We start from the raw sequence: 18,316 nt of genomic DNA on the forward strand, positions 1-18,316 counted from the left end.
TCGGAACGAATGTCCTTGCTCGTCCCGGTCGACGGGAACAGCATGGGAAGGCTGATGCCCAGCATGTGAAGACACGGGAGGTTCGCATGCGCCATCAAGACCCGTCCGAGACCGCCGGCCCGACACCCGAACTGAGCCGGCGCGCCGTCGTCGCCGGCTCCCTGGCCGCCGCCTCGGTCCCGCTGCTCGGCGGCGGCCCCGCCTGGGCCGCGGCGTCCCCGACGACCTCGCTCCTGGTGCCGGCGGACCCGGTCATCGACCCGGCCCTGGAGATCGGCCCGCCGGGGCCGGTCGAGCCACTGCCGGAGGTGTCCGCGATCCCGGCCCGGGACGTGCCCCGGCTCGCCCCGCGCGCGGCGTCCACGCCGGGCGCCGGCCGCGTCGGCGGACCGACCCGCCGGTACGCCAACGCGGCGTCGGTGCCGTTCCAGTTCCGGTACGACGACTTCGAGATCCGGGAACTGCCGATCGGCATCGAGCCCTACCACATGACCTCGCCGGTCCCGCTCGTCGATCCCGGCGTGCACGACTCCACCGGGGTGCGCATGGTGCGCCTCGGCGGCCGGCTCTACGACCACCCGGTCGCGCAGGCGCAGTACGGCCTGCACCTGATGGAGGCCCACCGGATCACCGGCAACCAGGCGTACCTGGACCGGGCGAAGCGGCAGGCGCAGCGCCTGATCGACCGCCGCACCCTGCGCTCCGGCGCGTGGTTCTATCCGTACCCGTTCGACCACCGGCTGCACGGCGGCCCCGACCTCTACCCGGCGCCGTGGTACTCGATGATGGCCCAGGGGCAGGCGCTGAGCCTGTTCACCCGGCTCTACCAGCGCACCGGCGAGACGAAGTGGAAGGGCGCCGCGGACGCCACCTTTGCCTCGTACCTGCTGCCCGCGGCGGCCGGCCAGCCGTGGGGCGTGTACGTGGTCGACGGTCTGCTGTGGCTGGAGGAGTACCCGCACCCGAAGGCGGTCCGCGGCGACCGCACCTACAACGGGCACATGTTCTCCGCGTACGGCCTCTACGACTACTGGGTGCTCACCCGCAACGCCGATGCCAAGCTGATGCTGCAGGGCGCGATCACCACCTACCGGGACGTGTGGGAGCAGGCCCGGGTGCGGCACTGGCGCAGCCGCTACTGCCTGACCCACGGCATCGACGCCGGCCAGTACCACTCCACCCACATGTTCCAGTTCGTCCAGCAGTACGCCATCACCGGTGACACGTACCTGGCCCAGCTCGCCGACCTCTGGTACACCGACTATCCGCCCTACGGCGTGAAGGGCAACATCCGGTTCTCCAACGGCACGCACACCGCGTACAAGTTCAACAGCGCCGGCACGGTGACCGCGCGGACGAAGATGACGCTGGCCCGTGCCAGCGCCGCGCCGTCCGGCGACCGCGTGAAGATCATGCGCCAGACCGGGATCTGGTACGCGATCACCGCCGGCACCCTGACCGGCTACTACGTGCAGGAGTACTCGCCCTACCGGTACCAGGTCGGCATCTGCGCCGGGTTCGGCTACAAGCTGCACCGGCCCGGCACGATAGCTGTCGACGCCCCACCGGCGTACTCGATCGACGCCGCCGGGCTGATGAAGTCGGTGCCCACCACCTACCGGGTCGGTGACCCGGTAGCCATCGACGGCCGCTCGGTGCTCAACGGCCGCGAGCACGTCCGCCTCGTCGAAGGTCCGTACGCCGGACGCTGGCTCGGCTTCGGCGCGGTGATCCGCCGCTGACCGGACCGCCGCGCCGGCGTCGGCCGGCGCGGCGGCTCAGCGGCCCTCGGCGTCGTCCATGGCCCGGTAGATGCGCTGTTCGGAGACCGGGTACGGGGTGCCGAGGGCCTGCGCGAACACGTTCACCCGCAGCTCCTCGATCATCCAGCGGATCTGCCGGACCGCTGTCTCCTGGCGGCGGCCCGGCGGCAGCGCGGCGAGCATGTCCTGGTACTCCTTCTGCACCACGGCGACCCGGTCCTGCTGTTGCTTGTCCCGCTGCGGGTTGCCGGGCAGCCGGTCCAGCCGCCGCTCGATCGCGGTCAGGTAGCGCAGCAGGTCGGGCAGGCGCGCGTAACCGGCCTCGGTGATGAAGCCCTTGTGCACCAGGCCGGTGAGCTGGTTGCGGATGTCGGCCAGCGCGGCCACCACCGCCAGGTTCCGGGTCGCGCCGAGCCGCTGCTCCACCGCGTACCCGGCGGCCAGCACCCGCCGGACCCGATCCATCACCTCGACCACAGTGTCCACCAGGTCGGCCCGCACGGTGTCGCGCAGCGCGGCGAAGCCCTCGGCGTCCCAGGCCGGGCCACCCGCGTCGCCGATCAGCTTGTCGATCGCCGCCCCGGCCGCGTCCTCGATCAGCTCCGGCACGCTGCCGTGCGGGTTGCGCGACAGCGCCAGCTTCGCCTCGTTGCTCAGCCGCCCCTGGAGGAACTTCGCCGGTGACGGCAGCGTCAGCCGCAGCAGCCGCCGGGTGCCCGCCCAGTGCGCGGCCTCCTGCTCGGGGGCCGAGTCGAACACCCTCACCCCGACGGTGGCGCCCTCGTCCACCAGTGCCGGGTACGCGGTCACCGCGAAGCCGGCGCGGACCTGCTCGATGGTGCGCGGCAGCGCGCCGATCGACCACTCGGTCAGCCCGGAACGTGCCACGTCCGGCGCGGCGGCGGCCACGACCTGGCGTACCTCCTGGCGCAGCTCGCGTTGCAGCGCCGGCAGGTCCTTGCCCTCGGCGACCGGCTTGTCGTCCTCGCCGAGCACCCGGAACGTGACCCGCAGGTGCGGCGGCAGCCTGTCCAGGTCCCACGCGTCCGCGGGGACGGTCACCCCGGTCATCCGGCGCAACTGCCGGGTCAGCGCGGCCAGCAGCGGCTCCTCGCCCGGCGTGATCGCGGCCAGCGCGGCCCGCGCGTAGTCGGGCACCGGCACGAAGTTGCGCCGCACCGGCTTGGGCAGCGACCGGATCAGCGCGACGACCAGCTCCTCGCGCAGCCCCGGCACCTGCCAGTCGAAGCTCTCCGCCGGCACCTGGTTGAGCAGCGGCAACGGGATGTCCACAGTGACGCCGTCGGTGGGCACGGTCGGGTCGAACGTGTACGTCAGCGGCAGCGTCACGCCGTCGGCCCGCCACTCGTCCGGGTAGTCCTCCTCGTCCACCCCGCCGCGACCGTCGTTGACGAGCAGCTCGCGGGTGAACGTGAGCAGGTCCGGCTGCTCCCGGCGGGTCTTCTTCCACCACGAGTCGAAATGCCGGCCGGAGACCACGTCGGCGGGGATACGCTGGTCGTAGAAGGCGAAGATGGTCTCGTCATCGACCAGGATGTCGCGCCGCCGGGCCCGGTTCTCCAGCTCCTCGATCTCGGTCAGGAGCCGCTGGTTGTCCCGCCAGAAGTGGTGGTGGGTCTGCCAGTCGCCCTCCACCAGGGCGTGCCTGATGAACAGCTCCCGGCTCAGCGCCGGATCGATCCGCCCGAAGTTCACCTTGCGGGAGGTGACGAGCGGGATGCCGTACAGCGTGACCTTCTCGTAGGCCATCACCGCGGCCTGCTTCTTCTCCCAGTGCGGCTCGCTGTAGCTGCGCTTGACCAGGTGCTGGGCCAGCGGCTCGACCCACTCCGGCTCGACCCGCCCGGCCACCCGGCCCCACAGGCGGGACGTCTCCACCAGCTCGGCGGCCATCACCCAGCGCGGCGGCTTCTTGAACAGCGCGGACCCGGGGAAGACGGCGAACTTCGCGCCCCGCGCGCCGAGGTACTCGTGTTTCTGCGCGTCCTTGAGGCCGAGGTGCGACAGCAGGCCGGGCAGCAGCGACTGGTGCACCTTCGGGGTGTCGATCTCCTCCGGCAGGTCCGCGCCGGCGCCGCGCCGGCCCTCACCCTTGTCCGAGGTACGCAGGACCTGGCGCAACTGGCTGACGATGTCCTGCCACTCGCGTACCCGCAGGTAGTTGAGGTATTCGGCCTTGCACATCCGGCGGAACGCGCTGGAGGACAGCTCCCGCTGCTTCTCCCGCAGGTAGCGCCACAGGTTCAGGTACGCGACGAAGTCCGACTCTTTGTCGGCGAACCGGGCGTGCGCCTGGTCGGCCTGGGCCTGCTTGTCGGCCGGGCGTTCGCGCGGGTCCTGGATGGACAGCGCGGCGGCGATCACCACCACCTCGGTGGCGCAGCCGTTGCGTTCGCCTTCCAGGACCATCCGGGCTAGCCGGGGGTCGACCGGGAGCTGCGCCAGCCGGCGGCCCAGCGCGGTGAGCCGCTTCGCCGGGTCGGTCTCGGCCGGGTCGAGCGCGCCCAGCTCGTGCAGCAGGTTGACGCCGTCGGTGATGTTGCGCCGGTCCGGCGGGTCGATGAACGGGAACGCGGCCACGTCGCCGAGCCCGATCGCCGTCATCTGGAGGATGACCGAGGCCAGGTTGGTGCGCAGGATCTCCGGGTCGGTGAACTCGGGCCGGGAGTCGAAGTCCTGCTCGTCGTAGAGGCGGATGCAGATGCCGTCCGAGGTACGCCCGCAGCGGCCCTTGCGCTGGTTGGCGCTGGCCTGCGAGACCGGCTCGATCGGCAGCCGCTGCACCTTCAGCCGGCTGGAGTAGCGGGAGATCCGGGCGGTGCCCGGGTCCACCACGTACTTGATGCCCGGCACCGTCAGCGAGGTCTCCGCGACGTTCGTGGCCAGCACCACCCGGCGGTTGCTGTGCGCGGCGAAGACCCGGTGCTGCTCGGCGGTGGAGAGCCGGGCGTACAGCGGCAGGATCTCGGTGCCGAGCAGCGACCGCTTGGACTGCACCAGCTTGCCCAGCGCGTCGGCGGTGTCCCGGATCTCCCGCTCGCCGCTGAGGAACACCAGGATGTCGCCCGGTCCCTCGGCGGCCAGCTCCTCGACCGCGTCGCCGATGGCCTGGATCTGGTCGCGGACGTTCTCCTCGTCCGCCTCGTCCTCCTCCTCGGCCTCGGTGACCTCGACCAGCGGCCGGTAGCGGACCTCCACCGGGTAGGTGCGCCCGGACACCTCGACCACCGGCGCCGGGTTGCCCTCGGCGTCGGCGAAGTGCTTCGCGAACCGGTCGGTCTCGATGGTCGCCGAGGTGATGACCACCTTGAGGTCGGGCCGGCGGGGCAGGAGCTGCCTGAGGTAGCCGAGGATGAAGTCGATGTTGAGGCTGCGCTCGTGCGCCTCGTCGATGATCAGCGTGTCGTACTGCCGCAGCATCCGGTCGGTCTGCAACTCGGCCAGCAGGATGCCGTCGGTCATCAGCTTGACCAGGCTGTTCTCGCCCACCTGGTCGGTGAAGCGCACCTTGTAGCCGACCACGTCGCCCAGCTCGGTGCCGAGCTCGTCGGCGATCCGGTCGGCGACCGTGCGGGCCGCCAGCCGGCGGGGCTGGGTGTGCCCGATCAGGCCGGTGATCCCGCGCCCCAGCTCCAGGCAGATCTTGGGCAGCTGGGTGGTCTTGCCGGAGCCGGTCTCACCCGCCACGATCACCACCTGGTGGTCGCGGATCGCGGCGGCGATGTCGTCCTTGCGCTCACTCACCGGCAACTGCGCCGGGTAGGTGATCGCCGGCACGGCCGCGCGGCGCGACTCCAGCCGGGCCTCCGCGCGGGTCACCTCGGCCGTGATCTCGGCCAGCGCCGCGTCCCGCCGCTGCGGGTCACGCAGCCGCCGCACGCCGTCGAGCCGCCGCTGGAGGCGGCGCTGGTCGCGGAACATCAGCGGGGCGAGGCGGCGGTGCAGGTCGCGGGCGGTGTCAGGGGCGGCGGGTACGGCTGGATTCTGCATGTCGTCGCCAAGGATAGGCAGCCGCGCGGCGGACCGCCCCCGGGTTACCGGCGACGGGCGCGCCGTCACCGGCGGGCCGCCCCCACGGGGATAAAGTTGCCGCCGACGGGGGCCGACGGGGCCGACGAGGGGCGGGGATGATCATGCGGGACACCGACCGGGCGCTCGTGCAGGCCGCCACCGCCGTGGCCAAACTGCGCTGCCGCAGCGACAACCACACAGTCGCCGCCGCCGTGCGCAGCACCGACGGCCGGGTGTTCAGCGGCGTCAACGTCTACCACTTCACCGGCGGCCCGTGCGCCGAGGTGGTGGCGATCGGCGCCGCCGCCACACAGGGCGCCGGCGAGCTGGAGACGATCGTCGCGGTGGGGGACCGGGGCCGCGGCGTCATCCCGCCGTGCGGGCGCTGCCGCCAGGTGCTGCTCGACTACTTCCCGTCGATCAAGGTGATCGTCGGGCCGCCGGACGGGCTGCGCGCCGTGCCGGTGACCGACCTGCTGCCCGAGACGTACGTCTGGTCCGACCAGCAGGTCGAGGTGCCGGCCGGGCCGCGCGCCCCGCTGTGGCCGACACCGGTGGTGCCGGGCGTCCGGCAGGCCGCCGAGGACTGACCCGCGCTCCGGCCGAGCCGCGACGCTCAGTCGCCGGCGGCGGCCTCCAGCATCGAGCGGGGCACCGGCACCTGCTCGAAGCGGACCTGACCCTCCGGCACCATCCAGCTGCTCACCTGCGCGACCAGATGGCCCGCGCGTACCGCCGGGTCGTTGGCGTAGAGCTCACGGGCCATCTGCGGGTCCACCGACAGCACCGCGAAGCCGCGGACCCGCCCGTCGTCGCCGTCCAGGAACGGCCCGGCCGCGAGCACCGCGCCCTGCTCCACCAGCCCGGCCTGGTGCGCCAGGTGGGCGTCCTGGATCCGGTCGAGGGCGTCGGGCGGCAGGTCCGGCGCGTCGTCCGGGCGGACCAGGAGCACCACCGTGTGCCTGTCGAATCGCATGCCCTCAGGCTAGGGGTTGCCGGGCATCGACACCGGCGGGTTAGGCGCGCCTTACCAGGTCAGCTAAGGTAAGGCGCACCTAACTGGAAGGCCAGGATCCCCCCGTGACCACCGTCGCCGTCCGGCCCGCGCGGGCCGGGGCTCCCGTCCGCCGCGGCACCGTCCGCCGCGTCGCGGTCACCGTGGCGGCGGCGCTCCTGCTCCTGCTGGCGCTGCTGGCCAGCCTGGCGCTCGGCAGCCGGCACTTCCCCGTCGACCAGGTGTGGCACGCGCTGGTGTCCCCGGACGGCGGCGACGCGACCACGGTCGTCCGGGACATGCGGCTGCCGCGTACCGTCCTCGGGCTGGTCGTCGGCCTCGCGCTGGCGCTGGCCGGGGTGCTGTTCCAGGCGGTCACCCGCAACCCGCTGGCCGAGCCGCGCATCCTCGGCATCAGCGCCGGGGCCTCGTTCGGCGTGGTGCTGGCCATCGCCGTGTTCGGGGTCGGCACGCTCGCCGGGTACGTCTGGTTCGGCATCGCCGGCGCGCTGCTCACCGGGCTGCTCGTGTTCGCCGTGGCCAACCGCGCCCGCGACGGCGCCAGCCCGGTCACCCTCGCGCTCGTCGGCGCGGCCCTCGACGCCGGTCTCGGCGCCATCGTGTACGCGCTGCTCAGCATCGACGCCCGCACGTTCGAGGAGTACCGCTTCTGGGTGGTCGGCGGGCTGACCGGCCGGGGCGTCGGCGTGGCCGGCCAGGTGCTCCCGTTCGTGGCGGCCGGGGTGGTGCTGGCCCTGCTGGCCGCCCGCGGCCTGGACGCGCTGGCCCTCGGCGACGACGTGGCCCGGGGACTCGGCCACCGGGTCGCCCTGGTCCGGCTCGCCGCCGGCGGCGGTGGCGTGCTGCTCACCGGCGCCGCGGTGGCCGCCGCCGGGCCGATAGCCTTCGTCGGGCTCGCGGTGCCGCACCTGGCCCGGGCGCTCGTGGGCGCCGACCACAGGTGGACGCTGCTGGTGGCCGCGCTGCTCGGCCCCGCGCTGGTGCTCACGGCCGACGTGGCCGGCCGCCTGGTCGCCCCGCCCGGCGAGATCCCCGCCGGCATCATCACGGCCCTGCTCGGCGCCCCCCTCCTGGCCTACCTGGTCCACCGAGCCAAAACGGTGACGACATGACCACCCCGGTCCCGAGCCCGGCTTCCCGCGATCTTGCAGGTGCTGCCCCGGCGAAAGGGGCGATCCCGGCGCCGTCGGGGCAGCAAGTGCAAGATCAACGACGCGGGCCTCGGGGGACCGGGCGCGGGGTTCTGCGGGTCGGGGCGATGGTGGTGGTGCCGTTCCGGTGGCGGCCCGTCGTTCTGGCAGTGGTGCTGTTCGTGTTGCTCTGCCTCGCGGTGGTGGTCAGCCTGTCGCTGGGGACGCCGTACGTGGCCCCCGTCGACGTGGTGCGCTCGCTCTCCGGCGCGGGCACCCCGTACGACCTCGTGGTGCGCGACCTGCGACTGCCCCGCGCGGTCCTCGCGGCGGTCGCCGGGGCGGCCTTCGGCGTGGCCGGCACGCTGATCCAGAGCGTCGCCCGCAACCCACTGGCCAGCCCCGACGTCATCGGCGTCACCCAGGGCGCCGGACTGGCCGCCACCATCGCGCTGACCAGCGGGGCGGCAGCGGTGCTGGTGGCGCCCGCGGCGCTGCTCGGCGGCCTGGCCGCGGCGGTGCTGGTGTTCGCGCTGGGCGCCCGGCACGGCCTGGCCGCCCAGCGGTTCGTGCTGGCAGGCGTGGCGGTGGCGTTCGCGTTCCGGGCGCTGATCGAGGTCGTCATGCTCACCGCCGACCCGATCGACGGGCTGCGCGCGCAGATCTGGCTGATCGGCACGCTCGCCGGCAAGGGGTGGAGCGAGGCGGCCTGGATCGCCGGCACGCTCGCCGTGCTGCTGCCGGTGCTCCTCTGGGCCGGCTGGGCGCTGCGCAGCAGCACGCTCGACGACGACACCGCGCGGGGGATCGGCCTGCGGCCGGTGGCCCGGCGCATGGGCCTGGCCGGCACCGGCGTGCTGGCCGCCGCCATGGTCACCGCCCAGGTGGGCGCGGTGGACTTCGTGGCGCTCGTCGCCCCGCAGGTGGCCCGCCGGCTGGCCCGGACCGAGCGACCGCCGCTGCTCTGCGCCGCGCTGCTGGGCGCGTTGCTGCTGGTGCTCGCCGACCTGGGCGCCCGGCGGCTGCTGGCGCCCACCCAACTGCCGGCCGGCGTGCTGACCGCGGCGATCGGCGGCCCGTACCTGATCTTCGTGCTGCTGCGCACCCGAGGGAGGCGCTCGTGACCGCGCTGCTGTCCACCCGCGACCTGGTCGTCGGGTACGAGGGCCGGACCGTGCTGGACGGACTGGACCTCGACCTGCCGGCCGACACGTTCACCGTGATCGTCGGCCCGAACGCCTGCGGCAAGTCGACGCTGCTGCGCACCATGGCCCGGCTGCTCACCCCCCGGCGGGGCGCGGTGCTGCTCGACGGCGCGGCGATCCGTGACCTGCCCACCCGGGACGTGGCCCGGCGGCTCGGCGTGCTGCCGCAGAGCCCGCTGGTGCCCGAGGGGATCACCGTGGCCGACCTGGTCGGGCGGGGCCGGCAGCCCTACCAGCGCTGGTGGCGGCAGTGGTCGGCCGAGGACGGGCGGGCGGTCGATGAGGCCATGCGGCTGGCCGACGTCGCGGGGCTGGCCGACCGGGCGGTGGACACGCTCTCCGGCGGCCAGCGCCAGCGGGTGTGGATCGCCATGACGCTGGCCCAGGACACCGACGCGCTGCTGCTGGACGAGCCCACCACCTATCTGGACCTGGCCCACCAGGTGGAGGTGCTGGACCTGCTGCACCGGCTGCGCGCCGAGCGGGGCCGGACCGTGGTGGCCGTGCTGCACGACCTCAACCAGGCGGCCCGGTACGCCGGTCACCTGATCGCCATGCGCGACGGCGCGGTGGTCGCCGCCGGCCCGCCGCGCGAGATCCTCACCGCGGACCTGGTCCGGGACGTGTTCGGGCTGGACTGCGTGGTCGTGCCCTGCCCGGTCAGCGGCGCGCCGCTGGTGGTGCCCGCCCTCACCCAGAGCGCCCGCGCCGAAAAAGCAACCACCCAGACCTCGGCCGTTCCGGCCGCCACGCCGGCCACTGCCGGCGTCCCCGTCGGCGACGCCTGAGCGCGCCGACCCGCACCACCGAAAGGAACACCATGCGTCGTCTCGCCGTCGCACTCACCGCCGCGCTCGCCCTCGGCGTCGGTCTCACCGCATGCGGGGAGAGCGATCCCGTCGGCGACGCCGGCACCGGGGAGACCCGGGAGATCACCCACGCCATGGGCACCACGAAGGTGCCCGCCGAGCCGAAGCGCGTGGTCGTGCTCGACACCGACAAGATCGACACCGCGTTGTCGCTCGGCGTCACCCCGGTCGGCGCCGCCACCGCCGGTGAGGCGAAGAGCTGGCCCACCTACTTCGGCGCGGAGAAGCTCGCCGGCATCACCGAGGTCGGCGTGCTCACCGAGCCGGACCTGGAGGCGATCAACGCGCTCAACCCGGACCTGATCCTGGGCAGCAAGTTCCGGCAGGAGAAGTTCTACGACGAGCTTTCCAAGATCGCGCCGACCGTCTTCACGGAGAAGGTCGGCATCACCTGGAAGGAGAACTTCCTCCTCGACGGCGCGGCGCTGGGCAAGGAGCAGCAGGCCAAGGACCTGCTGGCCGAGTACGAGAAGCGGGCGGAGGACTTCGGCGCGAAGCTCGGCGACGCGGCGTCCCGCAAGGTCTCCATCGTGCGCTTCATGCCGACCGAGATCCGCCTGTACGGGCCGGACTCGTTCTCCGGCATCGTCGTCGGCGACACCGGCCTGGGCCGCCCCGAGCGGCAGCTGCTCGCCGGCAAGGAGGACAAGCGGATGGACCGGGTCAGCCCGGAGCGCATCGCCGAGGCCGACGGCGACGTGGTGTTCGTTACCGCGTACGGCGAGAAGGCCGCCGCCGAGCAGGCGAAGGTCACCGGCGGCACGCTGTGGAAGGGCCTGTCGGCGGTCAAGGCGGGCAAGGCGCACGTGGTCTCCGACGAGATCTGGATGACCGGCATCGGCGTCGGCGCCGCCAACAAGATCCTGGACGACCTGGAGAAGTACCTGGCCGCCTGAGCCCCGGCACACCCGCGCCCGTCCAGCCGCACGAGGCCGGGCGGGCGCTGGTGTGTTTCAGGCGGCCAGCTGCCAGAGCAGGAACGCGTTGAGCGCCACCACGAACGCGGTGATCGCCACCGCCGCCGCGGTGGTGGCCCGGCGGTTGACCAGGCTGCCCATCAGGTCCCGGCGGCGGGTGAACATCACCACCGGGATCAGCGCGAACGGGATGCCGAAGCTCAGCACCACCTGGGACAGCACCAGCGCCCGGGTCGGGTCGACGCCGATCGCGAGCACGGCCAGCGCGGGCAGCAGCGTGATCATCCGGCGGGCCAGCAGCGGAATCCGGCGGCGCAGGAAGCCCTGCATGATGACCTCGCCGGCGTACGTGCCCACGCTGGTGGAGGCGAGGCCGGACAGGAGCAGCGCGACCGCGAAGCCGACCGCCGCTGCCGTGCCGAGCGTGGTGGCGAGCCCGGCGTGCACACCTTCGAGGGTGTCGGTGCCGGGGATCGACGTGCCGTGGAAGCTGCTCGCCGCCACCAGCAGCATGGCCAGGTTGACCGCCCCGGCGACGCCGAGCGCGATCAGCACGTCGACGCGTAGCCCTTTGGCGACCACCCGCCGCTGCGCCTCGCCCTCGGTGGGCAGGCGGTTCGGGGTCAGCGCCGAGTGCACGTAGATGACGTGCGGCATCACCGTCGCGCCCAGGATGCCGGCGGCGAGCAGCATGCTGTCGGTGCCCTGCATGCGGGGCAGCAGCCCGGCCGCGGCGTCGGACACGTCCGGCTGCGCGGTGACCACGTTGACCGCGAACGCCAGCACGATCACGCCGAGCAGCACCGCGATGGCGATCTCGAACGGCCGGAAGCCTCTGGAGCGCAGCGCCAGGATGGCGAACGAGGCGGCGCCGACGATCAGGCCGCCGGGCAGCAGCGGGACGCCGAACAGCAGGTACAGGGCGACCGCCCCGCCGATCACCTCGGCCAGGTCGGTGGCCATGGCGACCAGCTCGGCCTGCGCCCACATGAAGCGGTTGAGCGGCCGGGGCAGGTGCTCCCGGCACAGCTCGGGCAGGCTGCGCCCGGTGGCCAGGCCGAGCTTGGCGGTGAGCGTCTGCACCAGCATGGCGGCCAGGTTCGCCGCCACCACCACCCAGACCAGCAGGTACCCGTACCGGGCGCCGGCGGTGGAGTTGGTGGCGAAGTTGCCGGGGTCGACGTAGGCCACCGCGGCCACGAACGCCGGTCCGAGCAGGATGAGGCGGCCGCGTGCCGGGCGCGGGGCGCGGGCGGTCCGCAGCGGGGGTACGACGGGCGAGTCGTTTGTTACCACTGGTGCTCCTCGACGGACGACGGGCGGCGGGACGAGACGACGATCGGCGGGGGCGAGGCGGAGTCAGGCGGGTTCGTGCCGGGCCGCCGCCGGGTTGCGCTCCAGCGCGTCCGCGAACGGGACCAGCGCGACGAGGTCATGGAGACCACAGCCATGCCGGGTTGTTCCCGACTATTACTCACATATGCCACTAACCTGAGCCCGGAGGGGAAAGCGCACATGAGGGACGGTGCCGCCCGGCTCGCGGTGGTTGCCGGCCGGGCGGTGACGACCGCCGCCCTGCTGCGGCGGCTCCTCCGGCCCGGCGGGTCGCCCCGGGCGCAGAACACCGAACGGCCGTCCCAGGTGCGGGACGGCCGTTCGGTCGGGCGGCGGTGAGCCAGATCGGATCGGTCGGTCAGGCGGCGGTGGACCAGATGGCGCGGAACGCGGCGGCCTCACCGGCGAGCCACTGCTCGATCTGCTCGGGCTTGACGTCGGCGGGCATCCGGTGCGCCTCGCCTCGCCGCACGTCGACCAGGACCGGCTCGGCGTGCGGCAGCACCGCGTCCATGTGCCGGGACATCAGGTGCAGCGTGGCCAGCGTCGCCTCCTCGCTCGGCGGCGCCTCGTCGAAGTGCAGCCGGATCGCCTCGGCCCGGCCGTCGGCGTACCGGACGCCGAACTGCGGGTTGATCTTCACGGGCAGGTCACCCAGCATCGCCAGTGCGTCGCGGGTCTGCGCCAGGTCGACACCGGCCGGCTCGCCCAGCGAGTGCAGCCAGCGGGTCGCGCCGGGCACGAGCGCCTCGTAGAGCGGGCGCCAGCGCGGCTTGACCAGGTCGGCGACCTGCGCGAGGTGCGTGCCGCCGGTGTGGAACGCGACGTCGGCCTTGAGCGCCTTGACGAACTGGCCGTGCGGGTTGAAGCCGTGCCGGCTGGCCCGCTGCCGACGCAGCCCACCGACGAAGGTGGCCTTGGTGGGCCCGGTGCGGTCGACGTACCGGGTGAAGCCGAGGAGGGTGGCGTAGGGGGTGACAGGGGCGGCGGAGGTGGGCGCGGTCACTGGCGTCCTCCCAGGTCAACGACTGGATTAGTACATACATTCTAATCGACGGGTCTGACATCGCCCAGGGCTTCGGCGGACGTTCTCGGCCTGCCCGCCGGTGGTCGGCCGGGCCGGTCGGCGCAGGACTCCGGCATCGACGCCGGCCGCTCTCTATACTCGCCGCATGGTGGCGTCACCTGCTGTCGTCGCAGACCTCGGCGACGAGCTGAGAGGGCTGGGCTGGGTCAGCGACCTGATGGTCGCGGGTTCACTTGCCACCGGCGACTACGTGCCGGGCGTCAGCGACCTCGACCTGGTCGCGCTCGTCGACGGACCGGTCGACGCCGGCCGGCAGGACGCACTCGTCGCGATTCATCGTCGCCTCGACGGCGGCAGCGGCGAGGGACTCAAGCTCGGCTGCGTGTACGTCGAGGGCGCCACCGTTCCCGACCTCGACCTGCGGCATCCGACCTGGACCCACGGCCGGCTCGTCCACCGCGTCCTCTCCCGGGTCACCAGAGCGGAGTTGGTCCGGCACGGATACGCGGTCCTCGGGCGCTCGCCGGGGGACGTCTTCCCCGAGGTCTCCGCCGACGACATACGAGCGGCGGCCCGCGCCGAACTGACCGGCTACTGGGCCTGGGCCGCCCGACGTCCATGGCTGTGGCTGGACCCCACCGTCGCCGAGCTCGGTCTCACCTCGATGGCGCGGGGCCGGCACGCGCTCCGCGAGGGCGCGCTGCTCACCAAGACGCAGGCGATCAGCCAGGCGCACGCACCCGCCTGGCTGATCGATCGGCTCGCTGGCAGACGGCGGGGCGAGGACGTCTCCCCGCCCCGGATACGGACGGCCTTCGTCGCCTGGCGCGACGCCCGCCGAACGGTCGCCCACGCACGACGCGTCCGCTGAGCGGCGGGCCGCCTCAGCGCGCCGCCGCTACAACTGACCCACGTCGGTGATCCGGACCACCGCCGCGCCGGTCTCGTCGGAGGCGGCGAGGTCGATCTCGGCGCTGATGCCCCAGTCGTGGTCGCCGTCCGGGTCGTCCAGGATCTGCCGTACGGTCCACGTCTCGCGGCCCTGCTCGATCATCAGCAGCGCCGGCCCGCGCGCGTCCGGGCCCACCCCGATCGCGTCGTACGTCTCGAAGTACGGCTCCAGCGCGTCGGCCCAGGCGTCGGCGTTCCAGCCGTCGCCGGCGTCCAGTTCGCCGAGCAGGTCCCAGCGGCGCAGCGCGGCCAGCTCGACGCGGCGGAACATCGCGTTGCGCACCAGCACCCGGAACGCCCGCGCGTTGCGGGTCACGGCCGGCGGCCGGTCGTCCAGCGAGGCGGCGACCTCGGCCACGTCCGACGGGTTACGCAGCCGCTCCCACTCGTCGATCAGGCTGGAGTCGACCTGGCGGACCAGCTCGCCCAGCCACTCGATGAGGTCGACCAGCTCCTCGGTCTTCGCGTCCTCGGGGACGGTCTGGCGCAGCGTCTTGTACGCGTCGGCGAGGTAGCGCAGCACCAGCCCCTCGGAGCGGGACAGCCCGTAGAACTGGACGTACTCGGGGAACGTCATGGCCCGCTCGTACATGTCGCGGACCACCGACTTGGGGGAGAGCTGGTGGTCGGCGACCCACGGGTGGCCCTGCCGGTACATCTCGTACGCGGACTCCAGCAGCTCGGCGAGCGGCTTGGGCCAGGTCACCTCGTCGAGCAGTTCCAGGCGTGCCTCGTACTCGATGCCCTCGGCCTTCATCGCGGCGACCGCCTCGCCGCGTGCCTTGAACTGCTGCGCGGAGAGCACCTGGCGCGGGTCGTCCAGGATCGACTCGATCACGCTGAGCACGTCGAGCGCGTACGACGGGGACTCCCGGTCGAGCAGTTCGACGGTGGCCAGCGCCAGCGGTGACAGCGGCTGGTTGAGCGCGAAGTCGAGCTGGAGGTCGACGGTGAGGCGTACCCGGCGGCCGGTCTCGTCCGGCTCGGGCAGCTCCTCGACCACGCCGCCGGCCCGCAGCGCCCGGTAGATGGCGATGGCCCGGCGGATGTGCCGGCGCTGCGCGGCCGGGTCCTCGTGGTTGTCGGTGAGCAGGTGCCGCATCGAGGCGAACGCGTCACCGGGGCGGCCGATCACGTTGAGCAGCATCGAGTGGCTGACCTGGAAGCTGGACGTGAGCGGCTCCGGCTCGGCCTCGACCAGGCGCTGGAACGTCGGCTCACCCCAGCCGATCGAGCCCTCCGGCGGCTTCTTCTTCACCACCTTGCGGCGCTTCTTCGGGTCGTCACCGGCCTTCGCGAGCGCCTTCTCGTTCTCGATCACGTGCTCGGGCGCCTGCACCACGACCCGGCCCAGCGTGTCGAACCCGGCCCGCCCGGCCCGGCCGGCGATCTGGTGGAACTCGCGGGCCTTGAGCAGCCGGGTACGGGTGCCGTCGTACTTGCTCAGCCCGGTGAACAGCACGGTACGGATCGGCACGTTGATGCCGACGCCGAGCGTGTCCGTGCCGCAGATGACCTTGAGCAGGCCGGCCTGGGCGAGCGTCTCGACCAGGCGGCGGTACTTCGGGAGCATGCCCGCGTGGTGCACGCCGATGCCGTGCCGGACCAGCCGGGACAGCGTCTTGCCGAAGCCCGAGGTGAACCGGAAGTTCCCGATCGCCTGCGCGATCATGTCCTTCTCGGCGCGGGTGCAGACGTTCACGCTCATCAGCGCCTGGGCGCGTTCCAGCGCGGCGGCCTGGGTGAAGTGCACGACGTACACCGGGGCCTGCTTGGTCTGCAGCAGCTCCTCCAGGGTCTCGTGCATCGGCGTGGTCGCGTACGAGAAGAGGAGCGGGACCGGCCGCTCGGCCGAGCGGACGACGGCGGTCGGCCGGCCCGTGCGCCGGCTCAGGTCGTCGACGAAGCGGGTGGTGTCGCCGAGCGTGGCGGACATCAGCACGAACTGGGCCTGCGGCAGCTCGATCAGCGGCACCTGCCAGGCCCAGCCCCGGTCCGGCTCGGCGTAGAAGTGGAACTCGTCCATGACCACCTGGCCGACGTCGGCGCGGGTGCCCTCGCGCAGCGCCAGGTTGGCCAGGATCTCCGCCGTGCAGCAGATGATCGGCGCGTCCGCGTTGACGCTGGCGTCGCCGGTGAGCATGCCGACGTTCTCGGCGCCGAAGACCTCGCAGAGCGCGAAGAACTTCTCCGAGACCAGCGCCTTGATCGGCGCGGTGTAGAAGGTGGTGCGGTCATCGGCGAGCGCCGCGAAGTGCGCCGCGATCGCCACCAGGCTCTTGCCCGAGCCGGTGGGCGTATTCATGATCACGTTCGCGCCGGAGACGATCTCGATGACCGCCTCCTCCTGATGGGGATAGAGGCTCAGGCCGCGCTCGGACGCCCAGGAGGCGAACGCGTCGTAGAGGGTGTCGGGGTCGGCGGTCTTCGGCAGCGCGGCGGTGAGAGTCATGGCGCTCCCATCGTGCCTGGATCACACCACGCCGCGCCAACCGGGTTCAGCGCACCGGCTTCAACGCACCGGGTTCAGCGCACCGGCTTCAGCGCCGCCGGTGGATCAGGTCGAAGACCTCCCGGCCGGCGGTCAGCGCGCGGCGTTCGAACTTCGTCACCGGCCGGTACTCGGGCCGGGGCGCGTAGCCGCCGTGCACGTCGACAAGCTCCGGGTCGGCGGTGAGCGTCTCGCGCATCGACTCGGCGTACTCGGCCCAGTCCGTCGCGCAGTGCAACGTGCCGCCGGGCGCCAGGCGGGAGCGCAGCAGCGCCACGTGCGCCGGCGCGATGATCCGCCGCTTGTGGTGGCGGGTCTTCGGCCACGGGTCGGGGAAGTAGACGTGCACCGCGTCCAGGCATCCCTCCGGCATGGCCCGGACCAGGTCCAGCGCGTCCCCCTCGGCCACCCGCACGTTGTCCAGACCGTGCCGTTCGACCAGCTCAAGCAGGTTGGCGATTCCCGGCGTGTGGACCTCGACCGCCAGATAGTGTCGGTCCCGGTCGGCCGCCGCCATGGCGGCGGTGGCGTCGCCCATGCCGGAGCCGATCTCCAGCACCAGCGGCGCCCGCCGTCCGAACAGCGCCGCCGGATCGCACGGCCCGTCGAGGGTGGCGATCCTGAGGCCGTACGCGGGCCAGAGCCGGTCCAGCGCGTCGCGCTGCCGCTCGCTCATCCGCCCGCGACGCGGATGGAAGGTGCGGATGCGGGCGGCGGGGAGGTCGGTGAGGGTCACAACGACCCGAGCCTACGCCACCCGGATCGGATGTGATGTGCGGCCGGGGGTGAGAGGATTCATCCCGTACGCCGGGAGGGGTCATGGGGTCGTTCAGGGTACGTGAGGCGCTGCTGGTCGCGGTCGCCGCGTGCGCCGCCCCGCTGGTCGGCGCGGCAACCGCCCAGGCCGCGCCGCGCGCCGCCGAGCCGGTGCCGGAACAGCCCCCGGCCGACGTGATCTTCGTGGAGGTCACCCCGGGCACCGTGTCGCCCGGCTACCTGGTCGGCATCCGGGCGAGCTGCCGGAACAACACGGTGCCGGCGATCGTCACCTCGGACGCGTTCGGCAAGATCCAGGTGCAGCCGCAGCGCGGCCTGCTCACCGCCTCGCCGATGGTGCACGAGCGCACCCGGCCCGGCAACTACCGGGTCAAGCTGGAGTGCCCCGGCGGGGAGACCGCCTCCACCATGCTCCAGGTGGTCAAGCAGGGGCAGCCCACCCGGCAGCCGACCCACAGGCCCAGTCACCTGCCCAGTCGCGGCCCGGCGACCGGGTTCGGCGGCACCGCCGGTCCCGGCCTCGGTGGCCTGCTGGTGCCGGTCGGACTGGCGGTGACCATGGTCGGCGCCGGGCTCGGTGTGGCCGCGTCCCGCCGCCACGCCCGCGGCGCCGCCGGACGCTGAGGCCCGCCATGGCCGAGCACTTCGTCCCGCCGCCCGCCGGGCCCCGGCCTTCCGGCTGGCCGTTCCTCGCCCTGCCTCCTCCGGCCGCGCCGCCCACCGCCGCGACCCGCCCGTCCCGGACCGGTCCTCCCGCCGCGCCGTCCATCGATGCGGCCCGGCTGTCCCGGGCTGATCCGGCCG

Annotated in this window: 15 protein-coding genes; 9 read left to right on the forward strand and 6 right to left on the reverse strand. The window is 73.2% G+C overall.

Annotation, left to right across the window (positions count from 1 at the left end):
* Window positions 1-86: 86 nt before the first annotated feature.
* Window positions 87-1,742, forward strand: coding sequence for a D-glucuronyl C5-epimerase family protein (locus tag AMK25_RS08295; RefSeq protein WP_073827537.1), 1,656 nt, complete (start codon window positions 87-89; stop codon window positions 1,740-1,742).
* A gap of 36 nt (window positions 1,743-1,778) precedes the next feature.
* Here AMK25_RS08295 and hrpA read toward each other — a convergent pair whose 3' ends face one another.
* Window positions 1,779-5,774, reverse strand: a complete 3,996-nt coding sequence (hrpA, locus tag AMK25_RS08300; RefSeq protein ID WP_073827538.1) for an ATP-dependent RNA helicase HrpA — start codon at window positions 5,772-5,774, stop codon at window positions 1,779-1,781.
* A gap of 137 nt (window positions 5,775-5,911) precedes the next feature.
* Between hrpA and AMK25_RS08305 the strand changes: the two genes are divergently transcribed.
* Complete coding sequence (locus AMK25_RS08305) at window positions 5,912-6,385, forward strand: cytidine deaminase family protein (RefSeq protein WP_073827539.1); 474 nt, start codon at window positions 5,912-5,914, stop codon at window positions 6,383-6,385.
* A gap of 26 nt (window positions 6,386-6,411) precedes the next feature.
* On the opposite strand, the gene AMK25_RS08310 is transcribed toward AMK25_RS08305, so the two are convergent.
* Window positions 6,412-6,771, reverse strand: coding sequence for a YciI family protein (locus AMK25_RS08310; RefSeq protein ID WP_073827540.1), 360 nt, complete (start codon window positions 6,769-6,771; stop codon window positions 6,412-6,414).
* Window positions 6,772-6,875: 104 nt separating this feature from the next.
* On the opposite strand from AMK25_RS08310, the gene AMK25_RS08315 reads away from it, so the two are divergent.
* The 4 genes from AMK25_RS08315 to AMK25_RS08330 all read left to right on the forward strand — a co-directional run bounded on the left by AMK25_RS08315 (window position 6,876) and on the right by AMK25_RS08330 (window position 10,910).
* A complete protein-coding gene (locus AMK25_RS08315) occupies window positions 6,876-7,922 on the forward strand; it encodes a FecCD family ABC transporter permease (RefSeq protein WP_073827541.1) in 1,047 nt (348 codons plus the stop codon).
* Between the two features lie 146 nt (window positions 7,923-8,068).
* Complete coding sequence (locus AMK25_RS08320; RefSeq protein WP_073827542.1) at window positions 8,069-9,064, forward strand: FecCD family ABC transporter permease; 996 nt, start codon at window positions 8,069-8,071, stop codon at window positions 9,062-9,064.
* The gene (locus AMK25_RS08325; RefSeq protein ID WP_073827543.1) at window positions 9,061-9,933 is read left to right on the forward strand and encodes an ABC transporter ATP-binding protein; all 873 of its coding nucleotides are present in this window, start codon (window positions 9,061-9,063) and stop codon (window positions 9,931-9,933) included. The genes AMK25_RS08320 and AMK25_RS08325 overlap by 4 nt, the downstream gene beginning before the upstream one ends.
* Before the next feature lie 32 nt (window positions 9,934-9,965).
* The gene (locus AMK25_RS08330; protein ID WP_073827544.1) at window positions 9,966-10,910 is read left to right on the forward strand and encodes an ABC transporter substrate-binding protein; all 945 of its coding nucleotides are present in this window, start codon (window positions 9,966-9,968) and stop codon (window positions 10,908-10,910) included.
* A gap of 57 nt (window positions 10,911-10,967) precedes the next feature.
* Here the strand turns inward: AMK25_RS08330 and AMK25_RS08335 are convergent, their stop codons facing one another.
* Window positions 10,968-12,227, reverse strand: coding sequence for an Nramp family divalent metal transporter (locus AMK25_RS08335; protein WP_073827545.1), 1,260 nt, complete (start codon window positions 12,225-12,227; stop codon window positions 10,968-10,970).
* A 219-nt stretch (window positions 12,228-12,446) separates the two neighbouring features.
* Between AMK25_RS08335 and AMK25_RS32185 the strand changes: the two genes are divergently transcribed.
* Entirely contained in the window at window positions 12,447-12,605 is a 159-nt protein-coding gene (locus tag AMK25_RS32185) for a hypothetical protein (protein WP_158070666.1), read from the forward strand.
* Window positions 12,606-12,624: 19 nt separating this feature from the next.
* Here AMK25_RS32185 and AMK25_RS08340 read toward each other — a convergent pair whose 3' ends face one another.
* On the reverse strand, window positions 12,625-13,272 hold the full coding sequence (locus tag AMK25_RS08340) for a hypothetical protein (RefSeq protein ID WP_073827546.1): 648 nt from the start codon (window positions 13,270-13,272) through the stop codon (window positions 12,625-12,627).
* 166 nt (window positions 13,273-13,438) lie between these two features.
* On the opposite strand from AMK25_RS08340, the gene AMK25_RS08345 reads away from it, so the two are divergent.
* Entirely contained in the window at window positions 13,439-14,164 is a 726-nt protein-coding gene (locus tag AMK25_RS08345; protein WP_073827547.1) for a nucleotidyltransferase domain-containing protein, read from the forward strand.
* Between the two features lie 27 nt (window positions 14,165-14,191).
* On the opposite strand, the gene AMK25_RS08350 is transcribed toward AMK25_RS08345, so the two are convergent.
* On the reverse strand, window positions 14,192-16,696 hold the full coding sequence (locus tag AMK25_RS08350; RefSeq protein ID WP_073827548.1) for a DEAD/DEAH box helicase: 2,505 nt from the start codon (window positions 16,694-16,696) through the stop codon (window positions 14,192-14,194).
* A gap of 88 nt (window positions 16,697-16,784) precedes the next feature.
* Complete coding sequence (gene trmB, locus AMK25_RS08355; RefSeq protein WP_073827549.1) at window positions 16,785-17,471, reverse strand: tRNA (guanosine(46)-N7)-methyltransferase TrmB; 687 nt, start codon at window positions 17,469-17,471, stop codon at window positions 16,785-16,787.
* An 83-nt stretch (window positions 17,472-17,554) separates the two neighbouring features.
* Between trmB and AMK25_RS08360 the strand changes: the two genes are divergently transcribed.
* Window positions 17,555-18,136 (forward strand): hypothetical protein, encoded by a 582-nt coding sequence (locus AMK25_RS08360; RefSeq protein ID WP_073827550.1) that lies wholly within the window; start codon window positions 17,555-17,557, stop codon window positions 18,134-18,136.
* Window positions 18,137-18,316 lie beyond the last annotated feature (180 nt).

This window comes from Micromonospora sp. TSRI0369, from assembly GCF_001905625.1.
In the GTDB taxonomy this organism is placed as follows: Bacteria; Actinomycetota; Actinomycetes; order Mycobacteriales; family Micromonosporaceae; genus Micromonospora; species Micromonospora echinospora_A.